Origin of the sequence: Propionicicella superfundia DSM 22317, assembly GCF_000423465.1 — a bacterium.
In the GTDB taxonomy this organism is placed as follows: Bacteria; Actinomycetota; Actinomycetes; order Propionibacteriales; family Propionibacteriaceae; genus Propionicicella; species Propionicicella superfundia.
Genome location: NZ_KE384020.1, coordinates 500,701 through 523,677, shown reverse-complemented (window position 1 = coordinate 523,677; position 22,977 = coordinate 500,701). Strand labels below are relative to the sequence as shown.

General features: G+C 69.6%; 29 protein-coding genes. 5 read left to right on the top strand and 24 right to left on the bottom strand.

Annotated elements, in window-relative coordinates; all coding sequences use genetic code 11:
- Positions 1-8: 8 nt before the first annotated feature.
- The 4 genes from G555_RS18605 to G555_RS0107595 all read right to left on the bottom strand — a co-directional run bounded on the left by G555_RS18605 (position 9) and on the right by G555_RS0107595 (position 3,635).
- Complete coding sequence (locus G555_RS18605) at positions 9-818, bottom strand: spermidine synthase (RefSeq protein ID WP_036921585.1); 810 nt, start codon at positions 816-818, stop codon at positions 9-11.
- 7 nt (positions 819-825) lie between these two features.
- Entirely contained in the window at positions 826-2,292 is a 1,467-nt protein-coding gene (gene gndA, locus G555_RS0107605) for an NADP-dependent phosphogluconate dehydrogenase (RefSeq protein WP_028708418.1), read from the bottom strand.
- A 91-nt stretch (positions 2,293-2,383) separates the two neighbouring features.
- Positions 2,384-2,932, bottom strand: a complete 549-nt coding sequence (locus G555_RS18600; protein WP_036921582.1) for an isochorismatase family protein — start codon at positions 2,930-2,932, stop codon at positions 2,384-2,386.
- Between the two features lie 133 nt (positions 2,933-3,065).
- A complete protein-coding gene (locus tag G555_RS0107595; RefSeq protein WP_028708417.1) occupies positions 3,066-3,635 on the bottom strand; it encodes a CG0192-related protein in 570 nt (189 codons plus the stop codon).
- A gap of 178 nt (positions 3,636-3,813) precedes the next feature.
- Here G555_RS0107595 and G555_RS0107590 point away from each other — a divergent pair, with 178 nt between their 5' ends.
- Positions 3,814-4,023 (top strand): hypothetical protein, encoded by a 210-nt coding sequence (locus G555_RS0107590; protein ID WP_028708416.1) that lies wholly within the window; start codon positions 3,814-3,816, stop codon positions 4,021-4,023.
- A 101-nt stretch (positions 4,024-4,124) separates the two neighbouring features.
- Entirely contained in the window at positions 4,125-4,970 is an 846-nt protein-coding gene (gene ppk2, locus G555_RS0107585) for a polyphosphate kinase 2 (RefSeq protein ID WP_211223195.1), read from the top strand.
- A gap of 3 nt (positions 4,971-4,973) precedes the next feature.
- Here the strand turns inward: ppk2 and G555_RS0107580 are convergent, their stop codons facing one another.
- The 3 genes from G555_RS0107580 to G555_RS0107570 form a co-directional block, all read right to left on the bottom strand.
- The gene (locus tag G555_RS0107580) at positions 4,974-6,038 is read right to left on the bottom strand and encodes a YhjD/YihY/BrkB family envelope integrity protein (protein ID WP_028708414.1); all 1,065 of its coding nucleotides are present in this window, start codon (positions 6,036-6,038) and stop codon (positions 4,974-4,976) included.
- A gap of 3 nt (positions 6,039-6,041) precedes the next feature.
- Complete coding sequence (locus tag G555_RS0107575; protein WP_028708413.1) at positions 6,042-6,665, bottom strand: L-threonylcarbamoyladenylate synthase; 624 nt, start codon at positions 6,663-6,665, stop codon at positions 6,042-6,044.
- Between the two features lie 99 nt (positions 6,666-6,764).
- The gene (locus G555_RS0107570; RefSeq protein WP_028708412.1) at positions 6,765-7,151 is read right to left on the bottom strand and encodes a hypothetical protein; all 387 of its coding nucleotides are present in this window, start codon (positions 7,149-7,151) and stop codon (positions 6,765-6,767) included.
- A 150-nt stretch (positions 7,152-7,301) separates the two neighbouring features.
- Between G555_RS0107570 and G555_RS0107565 the strand changes: the two genes are divergently transcribed.
- Positions 7,302-8,528 carry a pyrophosphate--fructose-6-phosphate 1-phosphotransferase gene (locus tag G555_RS0107565; RefSeq protein WP_028708411.1) on the top strand — a complete coding sequence of 409 codons (1,227 nt, stop codon included), beginning with the start codon at positions 7,302-7,304 and terminating at the stop codon, positions 8,526-8,528.
- Between the two features lie 89 nt (positions 8,529-8,617).
- On the opposite strand, the gene G555_RS0107560 is transcribed toward G555_RS0107565, so the two are convergent.
- The 12 genes from G555_RS0107560 to G555_RS0107505 form a co-directional block, all read right to left on the bottom strand.
- Positions 8,618-9,217, bottom strand: a complete 600-nt coding sequence (locus G555_RS0107560; RefSeq protein ID WP_028708410.1) for a MerR family transcriptional regulator — start codon at positions 9,215-9,217, stop codon at positions 8,618-8,620.
- A 98-nt stretch (positions 9,218-9,315) separates the two neighbouring features.
- A complete protein-coding gene (locus G555_RS0107555; protein WP_028708409.1) occupies positions 9,316-9,816 on the bottom strand; it encodes a bifunctional nuclease family protein in 501 nt (166 codons plus the stop codon).
- Positions 9,817-9,838: 22 nt separating this feature from the next.
- Positions 9,839-10,534, bottom strand: coding sequence for a transcriptional regulator FtsR (ftsR, locus tag G555_RS0107550; RefSeq protein ID WP_028708408.1), 696 nt, complete (start codon positions 10,532-10,534; stop codon positions 9,839-9,841).
- Complete coding sequence (locus tag G555_RS0107545; RefSeq protein WP_028708407.1) at positions 10,535-11,029, bottom strand: FHA domain-containing protein; 495 nt, start codon at positions 11,027-11,029, stop codon at positions 10,535-10,537.
- A 51-nt stretch (positions 11,030-11,080) separates the two neighbouring features.
- A complete protein-coding gene (locus G555_RS0107540) occupies positions 11,081-11,476 on the bottom strand; it encodes a glycine cleavage system protein H (RefSeq protein ID WP_028708406.1) in 396 nt (131 codons plus the stop codon).
- 56 nt (positions 11,477-11,532) lie between these two features.
- A complete protein-coding gene (locus G555_RS18595) occupies positions 11,533-12,366 on the bottom strand; it encodes a DUF881 domain-containing protein (protein ID WP_084634900.1) in 834 nt (277 codons plus the stop codon).
- Complete coding sequence (locus G555_RS0107530; protein WP_028708405.1) at positions 12,359-12,691, bottom strand: small basic family protein; 333 nt, start codon at positions 12,689-12,691, stop codon at positions 12,359-12,361. Before G555_RS0107530 ends, G555_RS18595 begins: the two co-directional genes overlap by 8 nt.
- 13 nt (positions 12,692-12,704) lie before the next feature.
- Positions 12,705-13,511, bottom strand: coding sequence for a DUF881 domain-containing protein (locus G555_RS0107525; RefSeq protein WP_028708404.1), 807 nt, complete (start codon positions 13,509-13,511; stop codon positions 12,705-12,707).
- Positions 13,508-14,212 carry a cardiolipin synthase ClsA gene (clsA, locus tag G555_RS18590; protein ID WP_084634898.1) on the bottom strand — a complete coding sequence of 235 codons (705 nt, stop codon included), beginning with the start codon at positions 14,210-14,212 and terminating at the stop codon, positions 13,508-13,510. The genes G555_RS0107525 and clsA overlap by 4 nt, the downstream gene beginning before the upstream one ends.
- Before the next feature lie 9 nt (positions 14,213-14,221).
- Positions 14,222-15,337: a glycosyltransferase family 4 protein gene (locus G555_RS0107515; protein ID WP_028708403.1), complete on the bottom strand. Its 1,116-nt coding sequence runs from the start codon at positions 15,335-15,337 to the stop codon at positions 14,222-14,224.
- A 4-nt stretch (positions 15,338-15,341) separates the two neighbouring features.
- Positions 15,342-16,238, bottom strand: a complete 897-nt coding sequence (locus G555_RS0107510; RefSeq protein WP_084634896.1) for a phosphatidylinositol mannoside acyltransferase — start codon at positions 16,236-16,238, stop codon at positions 15,342-15,344.
- Positions 16,226-16,774 carry an HIT family protein gene (locus G555_RS0107505; protein ID WP_028708401.1) on the bottom strand — a complete coding sequence of 183 codons (549 nt, stop codon included), beginning with the start codon at positions 16,772-16,774 and terminating at the stop codon, positions 16,226-16,228. Before G555_RS0107505 ends, G555_RS0107510 begins: the two co-directional genes overlap by 13 nt.
- 486 nt (positions 16,775-17,260) lie before the next feature.
- On the opposite strand from G555_RS0107505, the gene G555_RS22270 reads away from it, so the two are divergent.
- Positions 17,261-17,494, top strand: a complete 234-nt coding sequence (locus tag G555_RS22270; protein ID WP_156887471.1) for a hypothetical protein — start codon at positions 17,261-17,263, stop codon at positions 17,492-17,494.
- Complete coding sequence (locus G555_RS0107500) at positions 17,487-17,798, top strand: hypothetical protein (protein WP_028708400.1); 312 nt, start codon at positions 17,487-17,489, stop codon at positions 17,796-17,798. The genes G555_RS22270 and G555_RS0107500 overlap by 8 nt, the downstream gene beginning before the upstream one ends.
- Before the next feature lie 57 nt (positions 17,799-17,855).
- Here G555_RS0107500 and thrS read toward each other — a convergent pair whose 3' ends face one another.
- From thrS to G555_RS0107475, 5 genes are all read right to left on the bottom strand, one after another.
- Positions 17,856-19,856 carry a threonine--tRNA ligase gene (gene thrS / locus G555_RS0107495; protein ID WP_028708399.1) on the bottom strand — a complete coding sequence of 667 codons (2,001 nt, stop codon included), beginning with the start codon at positions 19,854-19,856 and terminating at the stop codon, positions 17,856-17,858.
- A 158-nt stretch (positions 19,857-20,014) separates the two neighbouring features.
- On the bottom strand, positions 20,015-20,650 hold the full coding sequence (gene dhaL, locus G555_RS0107490; protein ID WP_028708398.1) for a dihydroxyacetone kinase subunit DhaL: 636 nt from the start codon (positions 20,648-20,650) through the stop codon (positions 20,015-20,017).
- Between the two features lie 46 nt (positions 20,651-20,696).
- Positions 20,697-21,698 (bottom strand): dihydroxyacetone kinase subunit DhaK, encoded by a 1,002-nt coding sequence (gene dhaK, locus G555_RS0107485; RefSeq protein WP_028708397.1) that lies wholly within the window; start codon positions 21,696-21,698, stop codon positions 20,697-20,699.
- Between the two features lie 270 nt (positions 21,699-21,968).
- A complete protein-coding gene (locus G555_RS0107480) occupies positions 21,969-22,376 on the bottom strand; it encodes a VOC family protein (RefSeq protein ID WP_028708396.1) in 408 nt (135 codons plus the stop codon).
- A 113-nt stretch (positions 22,377-22,489) separates the two neighbouring features.
- Positions 22,490-22,921: a helix-turn-helix transcriptional regulator gene (locus tag G555_RS0107475; RefSeq protein WP_028708395.1), complete on the bottom strand. Its 432-nt coding sequence runs from the start codon at positions 22,919-22,921 to the stop codon at positions 22,490-22,492.
- Positions 22,922-22,977: the final 56 nt, after the last annotated feature.

The window sequence follows — 22,977 nt, the reverse complement described above, 5'->3', positions numbered from 1 at the left end:
CGCGGTGGTCACGGCAGCCACCCGAGCGCGACGGGATCGAGGGAGGGGCGCGTGTCGGCGTCCGTGAACGGTGCCGCGCCCCCGATCCAGGAGCGCAGCCGCGTCCCCTCGAAGAGCCGATAGCCGAAAGCGGCACGGGCGAGGGCCTGCGCCCACCCGTCGACGGGCAGCGGCGCGCCCGCGGCGGCCACCACGAGGTTCCCGTAGCGGCGTCCCTTCCACACCGGGAGCTCCGCGGTGACCGCAATGTGACCGAAGGACGCGGCGACACCGGCGACACACCGTCGTCCCCAGTCGAACGGGGACCGGTCGCCGAGGTTCATCACGACCATCCCGCCCGGGCGCAGAAGCGCGGCGATCCGCGCGAAGCACTCGGCGGTCGCCAGATCGGCAGGGACCTGCGCCCCGTCGAACGCGTCGACGACGACAAGATCGGCGCTGCCGTCGCTCAGCTCCGCCAAGCCGGTACGGCCGTCGGTGGGCCGGATCCGGATCCCGCTGCCCTTCGGCAGCGGCAGCCTGTCGCGCACCTGCTCGACGAGGTCGGCGTCCGGCTCCAGGACGATCTGCACCGTCCCCGGGCGCCGGGCCGCGACATAGCGGGGGATGCTCAACCCTCCCCCGCCGACATGGACACACCGCAGCCTCTCGCCGGGTGGACGGGCGAGCACCCCGAGCTCGAGAATCTCGACGATCCGCTGCACGTACTCGAACTCGACGCGCAGCGGATCGGCGAGGTCGACCCAGGACTGCTCGGTCGCGCCGGTGCGGACGACGAACGCCTCGCGATGGATGTGGTCGGGAACGATCTCGCTCACTGCGGGGTCACGCAAGCTCGATCTCGGTGCGGTCACCGGTCCACAAGGTGTGGAACACGCCGGGCCTGTCGACCCGCTGGTAGGTGTGCGCGCCGAACAGGTCACGCTGGCCCTGGATCAGGGCGGCGGTCGAGCGCTCGGTCACCAGCCCGTCGTAGTAGGCCAGCGAGGACGCGAACGCGGGCGTCGGGACGCCGTGCAGCGCCGCCTGGGCGACGACCCGGCGCCAGGCGGACAGGCCGCGTCCGACGATGTCGGCGAAGTACGGGTCGGCGAGGAGCAACGTGAGCCCGGGGTCGCGCTCGTAGGCCTCGGTGATGCGGTTGAGGAACTGGGCGCGGATGATGCAGCCGCCGCGCCAGATGCGCGCCATCGCGCCCCGGTCGATGTCCCAGCCGTGCTCCGCGCTGGCGGCGGCGATCTCGTCGAAGCCCTGCGAGTACGCCACGACCTTCGACGCGTACAGGGCCTGACGGACGTCGGTGACGAACGCATCGCGGTCGGTGACGTCCCACGGCTCCGCGTCGCGGGGCAGCACCTCGCGGGCGACCTCGCGCTGGGTGGACTGGCTCGACAGCGCCCGGGCGAAGGTCGCCTCGGCGATGCCGGTGACCGGGACGCCGAGGTCGAGGGCGGTCTGCACCGTCCATTTCCCGGTGCCCTTCTGCCCCGCCCGGTCGAGGACGACGTCCACGAACGGCCGGCCCGTGCCGGCGTCGACGTGGCGCAGCACCTCGGCCGTGATCTCGATGAGGAACGATTCCAGATCGCCCGCATTCCACTGCGCGAAGACGTCGGCCAGCTCGGCCGGCGAGGCGCCCAGGCCGCGGCGCAGCAGGTCGTACGACTCGCCGATGAGTTGCATGTCGGCGTACTCGATCCCGTTGTGCACCATCTTCACGAAGTGACCGGCGCCGTCGGGCCCGACATGCGTGCAGCACGGGACGCCGTCCACATGAGCCGAGATGGTCTCCAGCATCGGCCCGAGCGAGGCATAGGCCTCGGCGGTCCCCCCCGGCATGATCGACGGGCCGGTGAGCGCCCCTTCCTCACCGCCGGAGATGCCCGAGCCGACGAAGTGCAGTCCCCGCGCCGACAGCTCGCCCTCGCGCCGGATGGTGTCCAGGAAGTGGGAGTTGCCGCCGTCCATCACGATGTCGCCGGCCTCCAGGTGCGGCAGCACCGACTGGATCGTCGCATCGGTCGCCGCCCCGGCCTTCACCATCAGGATGATCCGCCGCGGCCGCTTCAGGCTCTCCACGAACGACCCGACATCGGCGGCAGGGACGAATCTCCCTTCCCCGCCATGGTCGCGGACGACCTCCTCGGTGCGAGCCCGGGTCCGGTTGTACACCGCGACGGTGTAGCCATGGTGCGCCAGATTGCGAGCCAGGTTGGAGCCCATCACGGCCATGCCGACGACCCCGATGTCGGCCGTGGCCACCGGAGAGGGCTCACTGCGACCTGCGGACATGCTGCCTCCTGTGTGCGGTGGATCGACGAGTCCCACTCAACCAGTCTGCGCCCCCGTGGACAACGCCCTGGGCGCGCCGGCCTGCCCGTGGTCAGGTGCCGAAGAGGATCTCCGCGGCCGGAACGGCGTGACCGCGCCGGCCCGGGTAGGCGCTGCCCCACTCGACCACGCAGTTGATGACGTTGATCTTGGTACGGGCCGAGATCGGCTCACCGCCGGTGAACTCGGGCGGGAACTCCCCGGTGGTGTGCGCGTCGGCCGCGAGCGTCACCTCGTATCCGCGGACGAGCGCCCCCTGCACGGTCGCCCGGATGCAGGCATCGGTCTGCGCGCCGGCCACGACCAGGTGGTGCACGTCGCCGAGAGTCTCGGCGAGCGTCGTCTCCTCGAAGGCGTCCGGATAGCGCTTGTGGACGACCGGCTCGGCCTCGTCCCGGCCGAGGCCCGGTGCGAACTCCCACGCGGGGCTGCCGTCGGCCAACTCATCGCTCGCGTGCTGCACCCAGATCACGGGAACGTTCGCGCGACGTGCCCGACGCGCCAACTCGGCTGCCCGGGCTACGACACCCTCGGCGTCCCAGGTGCCGGGCTCCGCCAGGACTCCCTGTTGCAGATCGATGATCACCAGTGCCTGCGTCATGACCCTCCCCGCGTTGTGTGCCGGCCCCGCGCGGCTCGCCGGAACGCCCCGCGGTCATCACGAACCCGGCGGCGACAACGCTACCTCCGCCCGCCGACAACGCCGGGGTGGAAGCCTCCGTCTCGCCGACAGGTCAGCGGATCACCGCCAGGACGACGTCGGTGTGGCTGACGTCGCCGTCGGACCAGGCTCCGGTGAGCGTGCCGAGCACCGGGGGCGCGGGCACGTGCTCCCCGTCGAGGATGCGAATCAGCCGGACGGCCTCTCCGGCCGCATTGGAGACACGGACGATGCCGCTGCCGGCGACCGTCATGTTCTTCTCTCCCCGGGAGAGGTCGGCCTCGGTGTCGCCCTCATGGATGACACGGAACAACTCCGCCGCGTAGACGGGGTCGCCGGGCGCGTCGTAGCAGTACCGGTGGCCGAGGACGGAATGCTCCAACTCGCCGATGAGGAACTCCTCGGCGCCCTCCAGCGGCTCGGCGCGCCAGGTCGTGGGAACGTGATAGGAGACCCCGGCGGATCCGATGACATGGGTCTCGATCCCGACCTCGCCGTCAGGGTCGACGAAGCGGTACCGGGCGATGAGCCGGATGTCGGCCGGGTCCCCGTCGAACCAGGGCTGCTTCGGGACCCACGCGCTCAGGAGCTCCTGCTTCGACGGTGTCAGGGTCGCTGGGTAGATCTTGGCGGTTCCGCTCATGGCCAAAGCCTAGACAACCCGGCCGTGCCGTCCGCTCCTCCGCACAGACCTGCACGAATGCGCGCAGCCGCTGCGGTCGCCCGATCCCGGCGAGGTGTCGCCCAGCGGACACCCCGCGGTCACCTGTCGTTTCCCCTCCGTACGTACCCTGGCGTGCGACCACGATCCCGGAGGTGCCGTGAGCAACGAGCTGGAGTTCATCAGGGGAGTCGACAAGCTCCACGCGTTCTACACCGAGAACGTGCGGATGCTGGCCCACGCCTACGATCTGAGCGACGAGCAGGCCGCTCGGGTGCTGGAGAACTTCGACTTCCGCAACGTCGCCCGCAGCATCCTCCGCCCGCCGCGCGTCGACGTTCTCGACGAGCGCCCCAACGGCCTGATCTGAGCCCGCCGAGCGCATCGCCCAGGGTCGACGCCGACCTCAGGTCCGGATGCTATCGCCGCGGAAAGCGTGACGCGGGCGCCTGGCTGCGGCACGATGTGGCCATGTCGAAGAAGAAGCGCATGAACCGTGAGCTCTACGAGGCCGAGTTGCTGCGCCTCCAGGCCGAACTGGTGGAGATGCAGGAATGGGTGAAGGCCACGGGACAGCGGATCGTGGTCGTCTTCGAGGGTCGCGATGCCGCGGGCAAGGGCGGCGCGATCAAACGCATCACCGAATACCTCAACCCTCGCGTCGCGCGCATCGTCGCCTTGCCGGCGCCGACGGAGCGCGAACGCACGCAGTGGTACTTCCAGCGCTACATCGAGCACCTTCCGGCGGCGGGCGAGATCCGGCTCTTCGATCGTTCCTGGTACAACCGCGCCGGCGTCGAGCGCGTCATGGGCTACTGCACCACCGAGGAGCACCGCCGCTTCCTGCGCCAGTGCCCCATCTTCGAGCGCATGCTCATCGAGGACGGGATTCTGCTGCGGAAGTACTGGTTCTCGGTGTCCGACAAGGAGCAGGAGAAGCGCTTCAGGTCGCGCCTCACCGATCCGATGCGGCGCTGGAAGCTGTCCCCCACCGACCTGGAGTCCCTCACCCGCTGGGAGGAGTACTCGCGCGCCAAGGACGAGATGTTCGTCCACACCGACATCGAGGAAGCGCGCTGGAACGTCGTCGAGTCCGAGGACAAGCGCAAGGCCCGGATCAACATGATCCACCATCTGCTGTCCTCCATCCCCTACCAGCACGTCGAGCGCCCAGAGCTCAGGCTGCCGGAGCGCCCGCCGTCGACCGGGTACCGCCGCACCGACCGTGCGCTCCAGTTCGAGGTGCCCGATCACGCCGCCACGCTGACCGAGGACGCGGCTCCCGAGAAGTACGTGGACGTGGAGGACGAAGGCTGATCCTCAGCGCGACCGCCCGCGGGAGCGGACGGCGCGCACCAGCCCCGCTGCACCGGCCAGCCCGGCGGAGACGGCCAGGACCAGCAGGCCGGCGACGGTCGCACCGATCCGGAACCCGCGGCGCAGCCGGGGATCCGGCGCCGGCACGACGGCGGGTTCGGTGGTGTCCGGGCCCACCGGTCCCGGCGCGCCCGCCGGCCGCTCCTCGTCGAAGGTGGCGATCCACGCGGCGATCATGAGAACGAGCGTCGCGAAGATGTTGAGGAACAGCATCAAGACGATGACCGGCCCGAACAGGGACGCCGCGGCATTGTTCGAGAACGCCCCCAGGATGATCGCCCCCAGATACTGCAGAGCCGCCATGCCGATCGCACCCACCAGTGATCCGAGCGCGACCGCCTTGCGCGGCTGGGAGCGCCCCGGGACGACACCGGTGAGGAACCAGAAGAGGGCGAACCCGGCGGCGAGGGAGACGGCCAGGCTCGTGGCACTCAGGATGAACCCGCTGACCGGGTCGTGCAGCCCCAGCCAGCCGAGCACCTGCGACGACAGGGACGTCACGACCGAGGAAAGCCCGAGGGTCACGCCCAGCGCGATGAGCAGCACGAGCGCGATGCCGAGGTTGGTCAGCATGTCGAGGACGAACATCCTGTCGTCATCGCCCGCGTCGTAGTCCTCCCGCATCTGAGCGCGGATCGCGCGCTTGAGGTTCTTCGCCCAGTTCGCTCCCGACCACATGCCGGTTCCGAGGCCGACGATGCCGACGGCGCGCCAGTTCTCCAGCGCCTGCACGACCACGGCCTGCACGCGGCCGCCGAGGTCGTCGGACGCCGGCAGGTACACCGCGATCAGGTCCTGCAGCTCGGCGAGCAGGTCCGGGCGGAAGACGGTGAGCGTCGCGCCCACGACCGCGAAGGCGAACATCAGGATCGGCACCATCGACAAGACCGAGAAGTACGCGATCGCAGCCGCGGACTGGTTTCCGAGCCGGGTGATGAAGCGCTCGTTCGCTCGCCTGACGTGAGCCACGACGGGGTTGGCCAGAACCCGCTCCACGAACTCGCGCACGAGTCACTCCTGGAAGGGTTCAGGGTCCCCCGCGCCGATCCGGAGCACCACCGGCTCCTCGCCGGTGAGGTCGACCACGGTCGTCGGCTCCACGCCGCAGTCGCCGGAGTCGAGGACGGCGTCCACGAGATGGTCGAGCTCCTCCTTGATCGCCCATCCGTCGGTCATGGGCTCCTCGTTGCCCGGCAGCAGCACCGTGCTCGACATCAGCGGCTCGCCGAGCCGTTCGAGGAATGCGCGAGCCGTGCGGTGGTCGGGGACCCGGACCCCGATCGTGTGCAGCTTCGCGTTCTGCATGGCCTTCGGCGCTTCCCGGGTGGCCCGCAGGATGAAGGTGTACTGCCCGGGCGTCACCGCTTTGATGGCCCGGAAGACACGGTTGTTCATCTCCACGTACTGACCGAGCTGCGCGAATCCGGAGCACACGAGGGTGTAGTGGTGTTTGGGCGACAGATGACGGACGGCCGCGATGCGCTCCAGTCCGCGCTTGTTTCCGAGCCGGCACCCGAAGGCGTAGCAGGAGTCGGTCGGGTAGACGACCAGGCCACCGGCGGTCACGATGTCGACCATCTGGTCGAGAGAGTGTGGCTGCGGGTTCAGGGGGTGAACGTCGAAGTAGCGAGCCATGCGCGGCAGTCTACTCAGGCTCCGTCGGCGAACCGGGTGGCGCGGCCCGTGTCCCGCGGCTCCGGGTGCGGCGCGCCGCTCTGCGCGATCGGGGGGCGATCACGCCCGGAGGACGCCGGAGGCGGACGCCTCCGCCGCCACGGTGCGGATCCCCACCAGGGACAGGAACACGGTGGTCCGTGTCGCACGAACCTCGACCGAGACGACGCCTCCGGCAACCTGCACCTCGCCCGTCACGTCGGGCTGTGCGGCGAGGTACTCCTCCGCCGCGCGGCGACCGAGCGCCGCGCCGCCCGCCCCACCGTCCACCCCGGACGCCGCCGACGCGTCCGCCGCGAGCCGGACGGCCGCCGCCGCGACGGCATCGGCACGCGCCACCGCCGCGAGCCGTCCGCCGCCGTCCACCACGAGGCCCGCGACGAGGAACAGTGCGACCGCCACGACGGCCACGAACGCGGAGGCCGACTGCCCCGACTCCGAACGCATGGATCGTCCTTTCCGAAGGGTGGCACCAGTGTGCCCGACGGCCGGTGCATGGCCCTGCTCCGCGCTTCGGCGATCTCCGCCGACCCTCAGCCAGTAGGCTTGCGAGGTACGAAATCACCGTTCCCGGTTCGCGGAAAGGACTGTCCTCGAATGGTCAAGAAGGTCGCAATTCTCACGGCCGGAGGCTTCGCGCCATGCCTGTCGTCGGCGATGGGCGGGCTGATCAGCCGCTACACAGAGCTCGCCCCCGAGGTCGAGATCATCGCGTACAGGTATGGCTACCAGGGACTCCTCACCGGCGACTCGATTCCCGTCACCGACGCGGTGCGCGCCCACGCAGAGGTCCTCCACCGATACGGCGGCTCGCCGATCGGCAACTCGCGGGTGAAGCTCACCAACGTGGCCGACTGCGTGAGGCGCGGGCTTGTCGTCGAGGGCCAGGTGCCCCTGCAGGTCGCGGCGGACCAGCTCGTCGCCGACGGGGTGGACGTCCTGCACACCATCGGCGGCGACGACACGAACACCACCGCGGCCGATCTCGCCGCGTACCTGGCCACCAACGACTACGGCCTGACGGTCGTCGGCCTGCCGAAGACGATCGACAACGACGTCTTCCCGATCGTCCAGACGCTGGGGGCGGACACCGCGGCCGAGTACACCTCGCAGTTCGCGCAGAACGTCTTCTCCGAGCACAACGCCGGCAAGCGGATCCTCATCGTCCACGAGGTGATGGGCCGCAACTGCGGGTGGCTCACCGCCGCCGGCGCGCACCGCTATCGCACCTGGCTGAAGGCTCAGGAGTGGCTGCCGGAGATCGGCCTGTCGAGCGCCGCCTGGGACGTCCATGCCGTGTTCGTCCCCGAGATCGAGATCGACATCGAGACACAGGCGGAGCGGCTGCGCCAGGTGATGGACGAGGTCGGCAACGTCAACATCTTCCTCTCCGAGGGCGCGGGCGTCTCCTCCATCGTCGCCGAGATGGAGAAGGAGGGCCGCGAGGTCGCGCGCGACGCCTTCGGCCATATCCGGCTCGAACGGATCAACCCCGGGCAGTGGTTCGGCGATCAGTTCGCGAAGATGCTCTCGGCCGAGAAGGTGCTCGTCCAGAAGTCGGGCTACTACGCCCGGTCGGCCCCCGCGAACCAGTTCGACCTGGACCTCATCCGGACGATGACCGACCACGCCGTCGACTGCGGCCTGCGTCGCGAGTCCGGCGTCATCGGACACGACGAGGACCAGGACGGCGCGCTGCGGGCGATCGAGTTCGAGCGGATCAAGGGCGGCAAGCCGTTCGACATCACCCAGCAGTGGTTCGTCGACCTGCTGGCCGAGATCGGTCAGGGCGCCCCCGTTCCCGCGGCGGCCGCGGCGCACTGAGCACCAGTCCGATGTGCGCCCGTGCGGGTGCGCGTGCGACGGGCCCGGCCGATCGGCCGGGCCCGTCGCCGCTTCCGCCGCGCGTATCGCTAGCCGGTCCGGCGGGCACGCCGGCGCTCTGCCAGCTCGTCGCCTGCCCGCGTCGTGGCGGCGTCCTCGTCGGCCCGCTCGGACGGCAGGTGCAGGAGACCGCCCTCCAGGTCCCGCCACACTCCGCCCAGAGCGATCCCGAACATGCCCTGCCCGCCCTTCAGCAGGTCGATCACCTCGTCGTCGGAGGTGCACTCGTACACCGACACCCCGTCGCTCATCAGCGTCACCCCCGTGAGATCGTCGACCCCCCGGGTTCGTAGATGGTCGATCGCGGTCCGCACCTGCTGCAGCGAGATGCCCGCGTCGATGAGCCGCTTGATGACCTTCAACAGCAGGATGTCGCGGAAGCTGTAGAGACGTTGCGTGCCCGAGCCGCCGGCAGGACGGATCCCCGGCACGACCAGGCCCGTTCGGGCCCAGTAGTCGAGCTGCCGGTAGGTGATCCCCGCGGCGCTGCACGCGACCGGACCGCGGAACCCCAGATCCTCCGGGAGGGGCGCGAAGTCGCCGTCGAAGAGCATGTCCTGTGCGGCCCGCGGATCGGGGGCCTGGTCACCCTGAGGTGCCGTACCGTTCACATCTACCTCGCTTCGCATGCTGGCCGAACCACCGCCCATTGGCTCTCGAACGTATCGGCGACCCTCCGTGCCGAGCCAAGGACACGCCCGAGCCTCTCACAACCCTGAAGGGGGCCCTAAGAGTTGGTTTCGCCGGGATCGGGCGCGCCGCCCTCCCCCAGCTCGAAGTCGTCGGGATTGACCGAATCGAGGAACTCGCGGAACTTCTCCACCTCGTCCTCGGTCTTCTCGGGGAGCTCCACCCCCACATCGTCGATGATCGCGTCCGCACACATGACAGGGACGCCCAGTCGGACGGCGACCGCCACGGCGTCGGAGGGTCGAGCGCTGACGATGTGACCGTCCACCTGCAGTTCGGCGTAGTAGGTGCCGTCCACCAGTTCGGTGATGCGCACTTCGAACACCTCATGGCCGAGGTCGGTGACGAGATCGCAGAGCAGGTCGTGGGTCAGCGGGCGGGAGGGCTGGACGCCTTCCATGGCGTTCGCTATCGCGGACGCCTCGGCCGCACCGATCCAGATGGGGACGCAGCGGGTTCCCCCCAGCTCCCGCAGAAGCAGCAACGGCGCGTTGCCGGGCAGTTCGACCCGGACCCCGAGTACCTCCATCTCGCGCATGCCCCCAGCCTAACCCGCGACGTCACGGTGTCAGCGACGAGCGCATCACGGCCGCGTGCGCGTACAGGACCAATTGCATCACCTCGGTGGTGACCTGCCGGGTCGAACTGCTGCGGCGGGTGTAGGGGGCGATCGCCTGCTCCAGCAGTCCCACCTCCCGCTCGGCGGCCTGTTTGATGACGCGCAGATGCCGGACGTCCATGCCGTAGGGAAGCAGCTTGCGCGCCACGACCGCGATGGTGAGGGCGTCCCTGCTGTAGTAGGCGGTCCCGCGGCGCGGCGCGATGAGCTGCTGCCGCTCGAGCTCGGCGAGCACGCTCTCGGACAGCCCACTCATCCGCAGCAGCTCCCGCCGGGTCAGGCGCAGCGGGCGGCGCGGTGGCCGGGGTGTCTGCAGCGGCTGTGTCGCGATCTCCTCCGACACCGGCGGCGGAGGTGTCGCCGGGACGTCCGCCGACGGCGGCGGCTCACCGCGGTCGATCTTGTCGAGATGCTCCCGGATCACCTTCAGCGGCAGATAGTGATCCCGCTGCATGGTGAGGATGTAGTGAAGCCGGTCGATATCGGCCTGCGAATAACGGCGATACCCGGAGGGCGCGCGCAACGGCGCCAGCAGCCCTTCGCTTTCCAGGAATCTGATCTTCGAGATCGAGATGTCGGGGAAGTCGGGTTTCAGGGTGGCGAGGACCTGCCCGATGCTCCGCAGATTGTCAGGCATCTATCCACGGGCGCCGTTGTCGAAGTAGACCATGCGGTACTTGCCGATCTGCACCTCGTCCCCACGCTTCAGCGCGACCTCCTGGTCGAGGAGTTGACGGTTGACGTAGGTCCCGTTGAGGCTTCCGAGATCGCTGAGGTAGGTGACGTCGTCGCGACGGCTGAACTTCGCGTGGTGCCGCGACACGGTGACGTCGTCGAGGAAGATGTCGCAATTCGGACTCCGCCCTGCAGTGACCTCGGGGGCGTCGAGCAGGTAGCGCGCGCCCAGGTTCGGGCCGCGCTGCACGATGAGAAGCGCCGAACCCTTCGGCAGGGACTCGACGGCTTCCAGCTCGTCGGCGCTGAGCTCTTCGCTGACGACATCCTGGATACCCGTGATGACGCGCGTGGATTCACCGGGAACGATCACGGAGCCGCTCCCCAGCGCTTCGCCGCAGTTCGCACAGAAATTGGATCCTTCCGGATTCAGGTGGCCGCAAGCCTCACATTGCATTGTGCGTCATCTCTCCCGTTGAACGATTCGCTCAGTGTACGTGTCGTGCAGTCAGGACTCCGAGAAGTGCTCCGCGTACCCGTCGGAGTCGAGCAACTGCTCCAGTTCCTCGGGATCGTCGGACTCCATCTCGAACAGCCAGCCGTCTCCGTAGCAGTCGGTCTGCACCAGATCGGGCGTGGTGGCGAGCAGCGGGTTCGTCGCGGTGACGACTCCCGACACGGGGGCGAGAACGTCCCACAGCCCGTCCAGCCCGGTGGACTCCACCTGCGCGCAGGTGTCCTCGACGACGAGGTCCTCGCCGACCTGCGGCAGCGAGACGTACACGACGTCGGCGAGCTGCTCCACGCGCACCGCCGTCAGGCCGACCCGGACGGTGTCGGCGTTGCCTTCACGCAGCCACACGTCGTGTGGGGTGTACCTCAGCCCTTCGGGCACTTCAGGCACTGTTCGCTCCTCGCCTCGGGTCATGCTGGCTCCACCTTAGTGGGCCGACACCGCGATCACGCCGGGCGAGCGTACTGATTGGTCGGTGCCGTGTGCAGCGACGCGATCGTCACTTTCTCGGATCGGGTGATGGTCACCGAGCCGTTGACCCGCTGGCCCTCGACCTCGCTGACCAGCCCTCCGCGGAACCGGGCGCCCTCCTCCAGGGAGTGGGGGTCGCCGATCGCCTCGATGGTGATCGGGGTCCGCACGAGCCTGCCGTCGACCAGGATGCCGTCGGAGCCCGTGGTGACCCACGTGGACGCGACCACCCGGATCGAGTCGTTGATCTCGATCACCTCGGCGCCTGCGTCGCGGAGTTCCTCGATGGCGTTGAGGAGGATGTCGGCGGTCATCCTGCCCTCCGGATCCTGGATCACCATCACGATGCCGGTTCCGGTCGCGGGGGCTGTGCCGGCGAGGATCCGGAGGGTCTCGAGGCGCGCCTGCGCCTCCTTCCGGGCGACCTCCTCCTGGCCCGCCCCGGACTCGAGTTGCTGCTTGAGCTCGTTCTGCTCGGTGATCTCCTCGGAGAGCCGGCGGGACTCCTGGTTCAGATTGTCGAGAAGCTGGACGAGATCGCTGCGGCGGAGGCTCTCGTACGGCGCTGCAGCCGTGTTGGTCCGGAACTGCATCACGAGCGCCATGCCGACGACCAGCAGGATCGCAGCCAGGACGACCTGCCCGCGCCCAGGCCGGATGAAGTCGTGGCCGAGTTCGCGCCACGTGACGGGGCCGCGTTCGGCCGACCCGCTCGCATCCGCGCTCGTCTCGGGCGCGGCATCGTCCGCGACGGGCGGGACGTCGTCGGCCGCACCGGTCGCGACGCCGGGTTCGACATCGTCAGGCATGCACCAGCACCCTTCTGATCGCCGCGGCATTGGTGAAGATCCTGATGCCGAGCACCACCACGACCGCCGTCGACAGTTGCGCCCCGACGCCGATGAGGTCGCCGACCCACACGATCACGGCGGCGATCAGGACGTTGGAGAAGAACGACACCACGAACACCTTGTCGCTGAACGTCCGCTCGAGATAGGCCCTGGCGCCGCCGAACAGCGCATCCATCGCCGCGACGATGGCGATCGGCAGATACGGCTGGAGGACGCTGGGCACGGCGGGCTGCAGGACGATGCCGAGAACGATGCCGACGATCAGTCCGAGAATTGCGAGCACCTGGCTACTCCCTTCACTTCTTCGGGACGGACGCGTGGGTGAGGGCCAGGCCCGGGTCTGCGGACAGCCGCAGGCCCGTGGCGGTGGCGATCTCGTAGGTGACGTGCTGGGTGTCGCGGAGGTAGGACAGCCATGTCCCGCCCGACGACTGTTCGAACCGCGGGCGCAGCGCCGTGGGGTCGCCGATGGCCTCGATCCGGTACGGAGCGGTGATGGACCGGTAGTCGACGGTGATCGCGCTGCCTGCGGCCCGGATCGCCGTCCGGGAGGACAGCCTGTGCCCGTTCACCGCGATCGCCTCGGCGCCGGCGGACCACAGCCCGTTCGCGGCCTGCCGGATGTCGAGGTCGAGGATGGTCCCCGACGCCGACGTCCCGGCCGCGTCGTCGAGCGTGACGACGACCCCGTCGCCGGTCACCGCGCGCCCTCCCGCCGAGACCTCGAGCTGCTCGATCTCCGCCGCCATCGACGTGTCGGTGGCGCTGGAGCCGAGCTGCCGCTCGCGCAGCGCCCTGTTGTCGGCCTCCAGGCTCTCGACCTCGCCGCGCGCCGCATCCACCGCGGTGTTCTGCTGCTGGATGAGCGAGATGAGCTCCGCGCGCTCGGCCGCTGCCGCGGGCGCCCCCTGCGCGGTCTGGACGGCACCGCCGGACACGAGCGCTGCCGCGACGATGAACACCAGCGCCGTGGCCCAGCGGTTGCGGTTCTTCGGGTTGCGGGCGGACTGTGCCGTGTAGTCGGGATCGAGGGGCTGCCGGAGGATGTTGTTCAGCAGGTCCATGCTGGCGTCGGGGCGCCGGGGTGGGGGCGAACTCGTCATCGCCGGCTGCTGTTCGGTATCGACGCGGGCGGGGCGGAGCCGTCCGGGGACGGGCCCGCCACGGCGTCGTCCGCGCCGCGACCCCTGTCGTTCGATGTCGGCGTCTCGGCGGCGAGCTCGGGGCGCCTCGTCGAACGGAGCAGGGAGAGCGTCTGCCCGACGTACAGCAGGCCCGCCCACCAGTACAGTCCGGCACCCCAGAGGGCGAAGGCCCACCCCGCGACCCGTGCCACCGTTCCCGCGGGCCCGGGCACCGAGCCGAGGAGGATCAGAGGGAAGGCGTACAGCAGGCAGAAGGTGGCCCATTTGCCGATGAAGTGGACCGGAAGGCTCGTGTAGCCGCGGGTGCGCAGGAGCGGCACCATCGCCACGAGCATGATGTCGCGCAGCACCAGCAGCACGACGAGCCACCACGGGATGACACCGCGGATGGCGAGGCACAGCAACGTGGCGAGGATGTACAGCCTGTCGGCGATGGGATCGAGCACCTGCCCGACCCTCGACCGCTGGTTCCAGCGTCGCGCCAGGAAGCCGTCGAGCCAGTCCGTGATCCCGCCGACGGCCAGCACGGCGACCGCCAGCAGGTCGGCTCGCGGACCGAGGAGCAGCCAGACGAACAACGGGACGCCGAGCAGCCGCACCGCGCTCAGCAGGTTCGGCACGGTGACAACCCGATCGGTGTCGTACGATTCGCCGGCCACGGAGACAGCCTAGGCGATTCGGCTGACGCCGCCGCCCGCGACAGCCGCAGTGAAGACGGCCAGATAGGCAGGACCGACGCGGTCCCAGTCGAAGGTGCGGGCACGCGCCTCGCGTGCGATCTCGTCCGCTTCGGTGTCCCGCCGCAGAGCGGTCGTCACGGCGCGGGCGAGCGCCGCCGCGTCGCCCGGCGGGAACAACTCCCCCACCGGGCCGGCAGGGCCGGTGAGCACGTCACGGAATGCCGGCAGGTCGCTCGCGACCACCGCGGCGCCCGCCGCCAGCGCCTCGACGAGGATGAGTCCGAAACTCTCCCTTCCCGTGTTGGGCGCCACGAGGACGTCGGTCTGGCGCAGCAACCGGTTCCGCGCCGTGTCGGACACCGCGCCCGCCGCCTCCACCCAGCTCGGCAGCCGGGCCGTTCCGGTGCCCGCGACGGTCACGGTCACGTCGGGCCGCGCGGCTCGGATCAGCGGACCGGCCGCCAGGAACACGTCCAGGCCCTTGCGTGGCTCGTCCAGCCGGCCCAGGAACGTCACGCGTGGACGGCTCCGGCCCGGGTCGGCGTCGCCGCCCGGCGGGGCGAAGTCGGCGGTTCGCAGACCGTTGGGGACGACGCTCGCCGCGAGGCCGAGACCGACGTCCACCTGCGCCGCGGCCGTGGCGGACACCGCGGTGGCCGTGCTCATCCGCCGTAGCGGCGCTCGCGCGAGCGACCGGGCCGCCCGGAGGGCGCCTCTCCCCGGGCCGGAGGCGTGGAACGTCCCGACGGTCGGCACCCGCGCGAATCTCAGGGCGGCCTGGGCCGTGAGCGGCACGAGCGGCTCGTGGACGTTGACGACGTCGGGCCGCGTCTCCCGCAGCCAGCGTGCGACGCGGGCGGGGACGGCCGGTGCGAGGGCGACACGCGCGACGGACCGGTTGAACCGGATGGGGGTCGCCGCCCCGACCGTCGTCACCCGGTCCGGATGCAGACCGTGGAGGTCGTGCTCGGGGCCGGGGTGCCCGGGCGCGAGCACGAAAGGCTCGTGCCCCGTCTCCCGCAGCCAGGCCGCGAGCCCGAGCACCTGGTTCTGCACGCCGCCGGGCACGTCCAGGGCGTACGGGCAGACGAGCCCCACGCGCATTCGGTCACCCGCCCGTCGCGAAGAACGGCTGGAAGAGGTGCCAGTCGGCGGGGTGCGCGACGACGGCGGCGGCGAAGTAGGCCGCCACGTCCTGTGTCATGGCCGCCAGCCCGGCGGGCCCCGGGCGATGCTCGATGGGCTCGGAGAAGGAGATCTCCATGCCGTCGGCGGTGTAGTGACAGGCGATGGCCATCAGCAGCGCCCCCGTGGAACGCGCGACGAGCGCCGGCCCGGCCGGCATGGTCACGGGCTGCCCACCGCCCGGCGTCGGCCACGTGACGGGGACGCCGCGGCCGGGAAGGTCCCGGTCGGCGACCAGGCACACGAGCCTCCCGGCCCGCGCGTCCCGCACGAGACCCCGCAACGCGTGCGGGTCGCGATGCGAGTACACGGCCATGCCGAGCCCCTCGCGGAATCTCGTGAACGCCGTGTACTCCGCATCGCCGAGCCGCTCGGCGACCGTCGACACGGGCAGACCCGTGGCGCACGCCCATGCGCCGGCGAGATCCCAGTTGGCCATGTGCGGCAGGGCGAGAACGACTCCGCGCCCGGCGATCGCCTCCCGCATCCGTCGTTCTCCGGCAGGATCGGGACGGACGGTCGCGACGATCCTGGCGTGCCGCCAGCCGGGCAGAGCAAGCACCTCGCCGAACATCCGCAGGTAGCTCTCCACGCCCTGCGCGGTAAGCCTGCGGTCGGGGAACGCACCGGTCGCCAGCCCGATCGTCGCCTGCCAGCGCTGGAGATGAGGCCCGGGCCGCCGGGCCGCAAAGCGCCCTCCCGCGGCCGCGATGCTGCGCAACGCGCGGGTCGGCAGGTGGGGTGCCACGCGCCAGCCGACCCGGTACAACCCGCGATTGAGAGCGTCCCGGAGAGCGGCGGCGTCCGTCACTCGTCCCACGCCGCCTGCAGCAACTGCCGGCCGTCCTCGAGCAACTGCGGCAGGGCTCGCGTCTGCCCCACGACCGGCAGGAAGTTCATGTCACCGCGCCAGCGCGGCACGATGTGCTGGTGGAGATGCGCCTCGATCCCCGCTCCGGCGACGGCTCCGAGGTTCACGCCGAGGTTGAAGCCGCCCGGGTCGGACACACGATGAAGCACGTCGAGAGACTGCTGGGTGAGAGCGCCGATCTCGGCGATCTCGTCACCGGTCAGATCCGTGTAGGCGGCGACGTGCCGGTACGGGCAGACGAGCAGGTGCCCGGGTGAGTACGGATAGAGGTTCATGACGACGAACGCGAGCGCGCCACGGTGGACGATGAGGCCGTCCGCGTCCTGCTTGCCCGGTGCCGTGCAGAACGGGCATCGCGGGCCGCTCTTGTCGACGGTCTTGTTCTCGCCGATGTAGGCCATCCGGTGCGGCACCCACAGGCGACCGAACGCATCGGGAACACCGGCGAAGTCGGAGGCGGCCTCCACCGTCGGCTCTTCGCTCATGAGGGACAGCCTAGGCCGTCGCCCCGCCGCGGATGTCCGGGCGGGCGGAATCCCCCCGATCCGGGAACCGTGCGGCGAAAGAGCACTGGTGGCCACACCGTCGACAGCCCCCGTGGCCCCGCAGCCCCCACGCCACGGCCCGACCTCGCCCCCCGCCCGAGCTCCGTGCACGCGCCCGGTCGGCCATCCTCGGTCGCGGACACCACGCGACCGCCACCCCATGCCCGCCCCGATGACATCGTGGAGGGCCCTCCGCGGAGCGTGGGGTTCGTTCGGGTGCCCGATCCGGCCGCAAAAGCACGTCTTTCCTACTCAGAGGGTTATTCACGTTTCTCTTCACGGATCGCGCTGCCCGGCGACGGGCAAGCGGTTCGGCCGCGTCTGCGTCCAGACCCCTCCAATGAACCAACGCGGCCGTGTTGCCGCAAGATCCCTGTTCGCGTAGCATCGCCTTCGCCATTACCCCAATGGAAGGAGAACGCACCGATGGGTTCTCGAAGAAAGTCTCTCCTCGCCGCGATCGAGAGCCGCCGGATCCTGCTCGGCGTTCATGACAGCGGCCGGGGCCGCTGGATGGCAGACCGCCACCGCTCGCGACGCATCGGAACCGCAGACCGCGACCGGGTGAAGACCTCATCGTCTTTCGAGGAACGGGCCGCGGCTCGCGGCGCAGGTGGTATTCGCGATCGACGACACATGGAGGGAATGACGCATGAATGATGCGTTGCAGCGCACGGCGCGATTTGTCTTGACGACCGGAGCGGTCCTGCTGCTCCTGAGTATCGGATTGCAGGCTCTCGTCCCGGACTGGATAGCCGGATATCTTCTCCCCCCAAGCCTGCCCGCGCTTCCGGCTAATGCGATCAGCGCGATCGTCGGCTCATTCTCCGACTTCAGCGCCTTCTTCTTTGCCGCCGGCGTCGTCCTTGGCGTCTATTGTCGTTTCAGGAATCGCGCCGCTTCGGATCATCCGGCCGGCGCAGCGCATGACGACGTGGTCGAAACCGGAACACAGCCTCGGTAGGGCCCGCGCACCTTCGCCGGGCACAGGGCTCGGCGAAGGTGTCGGCGCGGACGTCCGTCAGGCGCGCTCGCGGATGGTCGTGACGATCTCGGCGATCGCATCGGCCACCGCGACGCCGTTGCGCTGCGACCCGTCGCGATAGCGGAACGACACCGCTCCGGCGGCCCGGTCCTGTTCACCGGCGATGAGCATGAACGGCGCCTTCTGCTGCTGGGCGTTGCGGATCTTCTTGCCGAAGCGGTCGTCGGACTTGTCGACCACCACTCGCACATCCTGGGCGGCGAGCTGATCGGCGATGTCCTGCAGGTATGCGTCGAACTCCTCGGCCACCGGGATCCCGATGACCTGTACGGGGGCGAGCCACGCGGGGAACGCGCCGCCGTAGTGCTCGGTGAGGACGCCGATGAACCGCTCGACGGAGCCGAACAGTGCCCGGTGGATCATGATCGGCCGCTGCCGGGTCCCGTCCGACGCCGTGTACTCGAGACCGAACAGCTCCGGCAGGTTGAAGTCGAGCTGGATGGTCGACATCTGCCAGGTCCGACCGAGCGCGTCCTTGGCCTGGACCGAGATCTTCGGGCCGTAGAACGCCGCGCCGCCCGGATCGTCCACGAGGTCCAACCCGGACTCGACGGCGACCTGGCGCAACGTCTCGGTGGCCTCCTCCCACACCTCGTCGGATCCGACGGACTTCTCCGGGTTCTTCGTGGACAGCTCCAGGTAGAAGTCGTCCAGCCCGTAGTCGGCGAGGAGGTCCAGGACGAACTGCAGCAGGCTCGCCAGTTCGCCCTTCATCTGCTCCTTGGCGGCGTAGATGTGGGCATCGTCCTGGGTGAACCCGCGTGCCCGCGTCAGGCCGTGGATGACGCCGGACTTCTCATAGCGATACACCGTGCCGAACTCGAACAACCGCAGCGGCAGCTCACGGTAGCTGCGACCTCTGGCGCGGAAGATGAGGCAGTGGAACGGGCAGTTCATCGGCTTCAGGTAATAGTCCTGCCCCGGCTTGCGGACCGAGCCGTCCTCGTTGTACTCCGCGTCGACGTGCATCGGCGGGAACATGCCGTCGGAATACCAGTCGAGATGGCCCGACACCTTGAAGAGCTCGCCCTTGGTGATGTGGGGGGAGTTCACGAACGAGTATCCGTGCTGGACGTGCTTGGCACGGGAGTAGTCCTCCATGACCCTGCGCAGCGTGCCACCGTTGGGGTGGAAGACCGCCAACCCCGATCCGATCTCATCGGGGAAGCTGAACAGATCCAGTTCGGTGCCCAGCTTGCGGTGATCCCGCTTGGCCGCCAGGGAAAGACGCTCCTGGTACGCCGTCAGCGCCTCCTTGCTCGGCCAGGCCGTGCCGTAGAGGCGTTGCAGGCTGGCGTTCCTCTGATCGCCCCGCCAGTACGCCGCCGACGACCGAGTGAGCGCGAACGCCTTCAGATAGCCGGTGTGCGGGACGTGCGGGCCGCGGCACAGGTCTCTCCATGCCACGTCCCCGTTGCGGCGGACGTTGTCGTAGATCGTCAGGTCGCCGACGCCGACCTCGACGGACGCCCCCTCGGTGTCCCCGGCGCTCGACTTCAGACCGATCAGCTCCAGTTTGAACGGCTCGTCGGCCAGTTCCGCCCGCGCCTCGTCGTCGGTCACGACCCGCCGGACGAATCGCTGCCGCTCCTTCACGATCTGCTGCATCCTCTTCTCGATGCGCTTCAGCACCTCGGGAGTGAGCGGCTCGGGCACCTGGAAGTCGTAGTAGAAGCCGTCGGTGATGGGCGGGCCGATCCCCAGCTTCGCCTCGGGGATCAGCGCCTGGAGCGCCTGCGCGGAGACGTGCGCCGCCGAGTGCCGCAGGATCGCCAGACCCTCGGGCGACTCGGCCGGGACCGCCTCGACGACATCCCCCTCGTGCAAAGGCGTGGCGAGGTCGACGATCACGCCGTTGACGCGCACGGCCACGACCGTCTGGTCGTCGCCGAAGAGGTCGAGCCCGGTCGTCGTTGTCGCGTCGAGCTCCCTCACCTGCTCGGATTCGGCGGTCAGGACGGTGATCGAGGCGGACAACGCGGTTCCTTTCGGGAGGAGGGTGGAAGACAGCCTCACCATTGTGCCCCAGTCGCGCCGCCGCTCGGGGATCTACTCACCGGGCGACCCGACCCACACGGGAACGGGAAACACGAAGCTGCCGGGGACGAACCCCGGCAGCTTCGTGTTGCGATGTGTCAGGCCGCTGCGGCGGCGTCGGCTGCCGCACGCAGAACGTACGCCGTCGACTGGGCGCCCGGGTCACGATGCCCGGCCGACCGCTCGCCGAGGTAGCTCGCACGTCCCTTGGTCGCCACGAGAGGCTCGGTCGCGACCGCACCCTCCTGAGCTGCGACGGCCATCGCGTCGAGGACCTCGGCGGGGGACTTGCCCGCCGCCACGGCCTCGTTGCCCGCGGCCAGCGCCGGAGTCCACGCATCGACCATCGTCTTCTCGCCGACGCTCGCCTTGCCGCGCTGGACGATGCCGTCCACACCGGCCTGGAGCAGCGCGACCACCCCGGCCGCGTCGAGGTCGCTGTCGCCCAGCTTGGACGCCCGCAGGAACGCGGTTCCGTACAGGGCGCCCGAGGCGCCGCCCACGGTCGAGATGAGCGTCGTCGCCACGGTCTTCAGGACCTCGCCCGCGGTCGCGGGCGTGGCACCGTCCAACTTGACCAGGACGGCCTGGAACCCACGGTCGAGGTTCGCCCCGTGGTCACCGTCGCCGATCGCCCTGTCGAGGTCGGTCAGTTCCTCGCGCTGAGCATTGACGACGGCCGCCGTCTTCTTGATCCAGTCGAGGGCCCAGCCGGCCCCCAATGTGTCTGCCATGTCTTCCTCACACCTGATTGTCTGTTGACGAACGCTCCGTACAGCCTCACACGCCCTTGCGCCAGCCGGCGGTATGGACAGGCGCGTCGTACAGCTTGGTGAGTTCCTCATCGAGCCGCATGATCGTCACGGAGGCGCCGGCCATCTCGAGCGACGTGAAGTAGTTGCCCACCTGGCTGCGGGTCACGTTGACGCCCAGGGCGTCCAGCTTGTCCCAGGCGTGGTTGTACATGATGTACTGCTCCGACAGCGGCGTGGCGCCGAGACCGTTGATGTAGAGGAGCACGTTCTCGCCCCGCTCGAACTTCAGGTCCTTGACGACCGCGTCGACGAGGACGTCCACGATCTCGTCCACCTGCATCATCGGCACGCGCTTCACGCCCGGCTCGCCGTGAACGCCGATGCCCAGCTCGATCTCGTCCGGCCCGAGGTCGAACGACGGCTTGCCGGCGGTGGGGACGGTGCAGGCGGTCAGGGCCAGGCCCATGGTGCCCATCGAATCGTTGATCTTCGTGCAGACCTCGGCGGTCTTCGCCAGGTCGTACCCGAGATCGGTGGCGGCGCCCGTCATCTTCATGGCGGCGATGGCCCCGGCCACGCCACGACGACCCGCGGTCCACGTGGAGTTCTCGACGGCGACGTCGTCGTCGATGACGACGGTTGCGACCTCGATGTCCTCGGCGGCGGCGAGCTCGGCGGCCATTTCGAAGTTCAGGATGTCGCCCGTGTAGTTGAGGACGAGGTGCAGCACGCCGGCGCCGCCGTTCGCGGCCTCGGTGGCTGCGAGGATCTGGTCAGGCGTGGGCGAGCTGAAGAACGCACCCGGGGCGACGGCGTCCAGCATCCCGGCACCGACATACCCGCCGCCCAGCGGCTCATGGCCGGAGCCGCCGCCGGACACGAGGCCGGTCTTGCCCTGAACAGCCCCACCGGCGCGATGGAAATGCACGGGATCGGTCTTGTACTCGACGATGTCCTTGTGCGCGATGCTGAAGCCGCGCATGAATTCGGAGAGTACGTCTTCCGGGTCGTTGATGAGCTTCTTCATTGATTACTCCATTCGGACCGAGCCTGCACCGACCCCCGATGGACGGTCAGGCTGAGCACACTCTAGTGGTATAGACATGTGCGACCAAGTGATTGGGACAAGTTCCACGCGCACAGTCTCCCTCCGGACATCGTGGCGCATCACGACCCGGTTTGCACAGGGTTCGTCACCGAGAGTTCTCGATCACCACGGTCCGTCGGCGTCGCAACGCCCCGGGTCGAGGCACCACGGAGCGCGCCCGGAATCCTCCCGGTGCGCCGGCGCCGCCCGCTATGCCTGCGGGCCTTGGTCCACGCGGATGAGGTTGCCCGACGGATCGCGGAATGCGGCGTCGCGAGCGCCCCATGGCTGGGACGTCGGTTCGGAGACGATCTCGGTGCCGGCGTCCCGTACCTTCGCGAACAGCCCGTCGAGATCGTCGGTGCGGAAGTGGACCCCGTTGAGCGCCCCCTTGGCGACCAGTCCCTCGATCGCGTCGATGTCGGCCGGAGAGCCCTGCAGGAAGTTGGTGAGGACGATGTCGACGCCGGGCTGGGATCCTCCGCCGACGGTGATCCAGCGGAACGCACCGCGGGCGACGTCGTTGCGGACCTCGAGCCCCAGAGTGTCCCGGTAGAAGCCGAGCGCCGACTCGGGGTCATGGACGATGACGAAGCAGCGGGCCAGTTCGAGGTTCATCGTTTCTCCTGTCGTCACGCAGCGACCGCTCGTTCAGCGGTGCCTGCTCTGGTCGGTGGTCGCGTGGCCGGTCACGACTCGCGCACGGTCTCGTCGTGGGTGCGACCGGGATCTCACGCTAGGCGGAGCGGAGCCATGCCTGCTTCTTCGATCCTGCTCGATCGGGTGAGTTCGCGGGCGATGCACCCCGGGACGCCCGCCAGCGCGCCATGGTCGCGGCTGCGATACGACGACGGGGTCTCCCCCACGACCTGGGCGAAGCGGGCGCTGAACGAGCCGAGCGACGTGCAGCCGACGGCCAGGCAGACCGCGGTCACCGTGAGGTCGCCACGCAGCAGCGCCTTGGCCCGTTCGATGCGGCGCGACATGAGGTAGGCGTACGGGGTCTCTCCGTAGACGGCGCGAAACCGCCGGGAGAAATGGGCGGGCGACATCAGCGCCGCGCGGGCCACCTCGGCCACGCTCAGCACCCGCACGTACTCGCGGTCCATGAGGTCGCGGGCCCGGCGCAGGGAGGCCAGTTCGGCGCGGTCCTGGGGCGTCATCGGATCAGGGTAGGCGCGGCGCACCCGACAGTGGAAGACGACCGGCGGCGCCGAAA

Coding starts and splice junctions, on each gene's coding strand:
- G555_RS0107555 (WP_028708409.1), bottom strand. CDS start 9,816: ATGCGCGAGATGGAGGTACTCGGGGTCCGGGTCGAACTGCCCGGCAAC.
- G555_RS18600 (WP_036921582.1), bottom strand. CDS start 2,932: ATGACGCAGGCACTGGTGATCATCGATCTGCAACAGGGAGTCCTGGCG.
- G555_RS0107565 (WP_028708411.1), top strand. CDS start 7,302: ATGGTCAAGAAGGTCGCAATTCTCACGGCCGGAGGCTTCGCGCCATGC.
- ppk2 (WP_211223195.1), top strand. CDS start 4,125: ATGTCGAAGAAGAAGCGCATGAACCGTGAGCTCTACGAGGCCGAGTTG.
- G555_RS0107480 (WP_028708396.1), bottom strand. CDS start 22,376: ATGAACCTCGAACTGGCCCGCTGCTTCGTCATCGTCCATGACCCCGAG.
- G555_RS0107595 (WP_028708417.1), bottom strand. CDS start 3,635: ATGAGCGGAACCGCCAAGATCTACCCAGCGACCCTGACACCGTCGAAG.
- gndA (WP_028708418.1), bottom strand. CDS start 2,292: ATGTCCGCAGGTCGCAGTGAGCCCTCTCCGGTGGCCACGGCCGACATC.
- ftsR (WP_028708408.1), bottom strand. CDS start 10,534: ATGCCTGACAATCTGCGGAGCATCGGGCAGGTCCTCGCCACCCTGAAA.
- G555_RS0107505 (WP_028708401.1), bottom strand. CDS start 16,774: ATGAGCGAAGAGCCGACGGTGGAGGCCGCCTCCGACTTCGCCGGTGTT.
- G555_RS22270 (WP_156887471.1), top strand. CDS start 17,261: ATGGGTTCTCGAAGAAAGTCTCTCCTCGCCGCGATCGAGAGCCGCCGG.
- G555_RS0107475 (WP_028708395.1), bottom strand. CDS start 22,921: ATGACGCCCCAGGACCGCGCCGAACTGGCCTCCCTGCGCCGGGCCCGC.
- G555_RS0107570 (WP_028708412.1), bottom strand. CDS start 7,151: ATGCGTTCGGAGTCGGGGCAGTCGGCCTCCGCGTTCGTGGCCGTCGTG.
- G555_RS0107560 (WP_028708410.1), bottom strand. CDS start 9,217: ATGCGAAGCGAGGTAGATGTGAACGGTACGGCACCTCAGGGTGACCAG.
- G555_RS0107515 (WP_028708403.1), bottom strand. CDS start 15,337: ATGCGCGTGGGGCTCGTCTGCCCGTACGCCCTGGACGTGCCCGGCGGC.
- G555_RS0107575 (WP_028708413.1), bottom strand. CDS start 6,665: ATGGCTCGCTACTTCGACGTTCACCCCCTGAACCCGCAGCCACACTCT.
- G555_RS18595 (WP_084634900.1), bottom strand. CDS start 12,366: ATGCCTGACGATGTCGAACCCGGCGTCGCGACCGGTGCGGCCGACGAC.
- G555_RS0107525 (WP_028708404.1), bottom strand. CDS start 13,511: ATGACGAGTTCGCCCCCACCCCGGCGCCCCGACGCCAGCATGGACCTG.
- dhaK (WP_028708397.1), bottom strand. CDS start 21,698: ATGAAGAAGCTCATCAACGACCCGGAAGACGTACTCTCCGAATTCATG.
- G555_RS0107545 (WP_028708407.1), bottom strand. CDS start 11,029: ATGCAATGTGAGGCTTGCGGCCACCTGAATCCGGAAGGATCCAATTTC.
- dhaL (WP_028708398.1), bottom strand. CDS start 20,650: ATGGCAGACACATTGGGGGCCGGCTGGGCCCTCGACTGGATCAAGAAG.
- G555_RS0107500 (WP_028708400.1), top strand. CDS start 17,487: ATGAATGATGCGTTGCAGCGCACGGCGCGATTTGTCTTGACGACCGGA.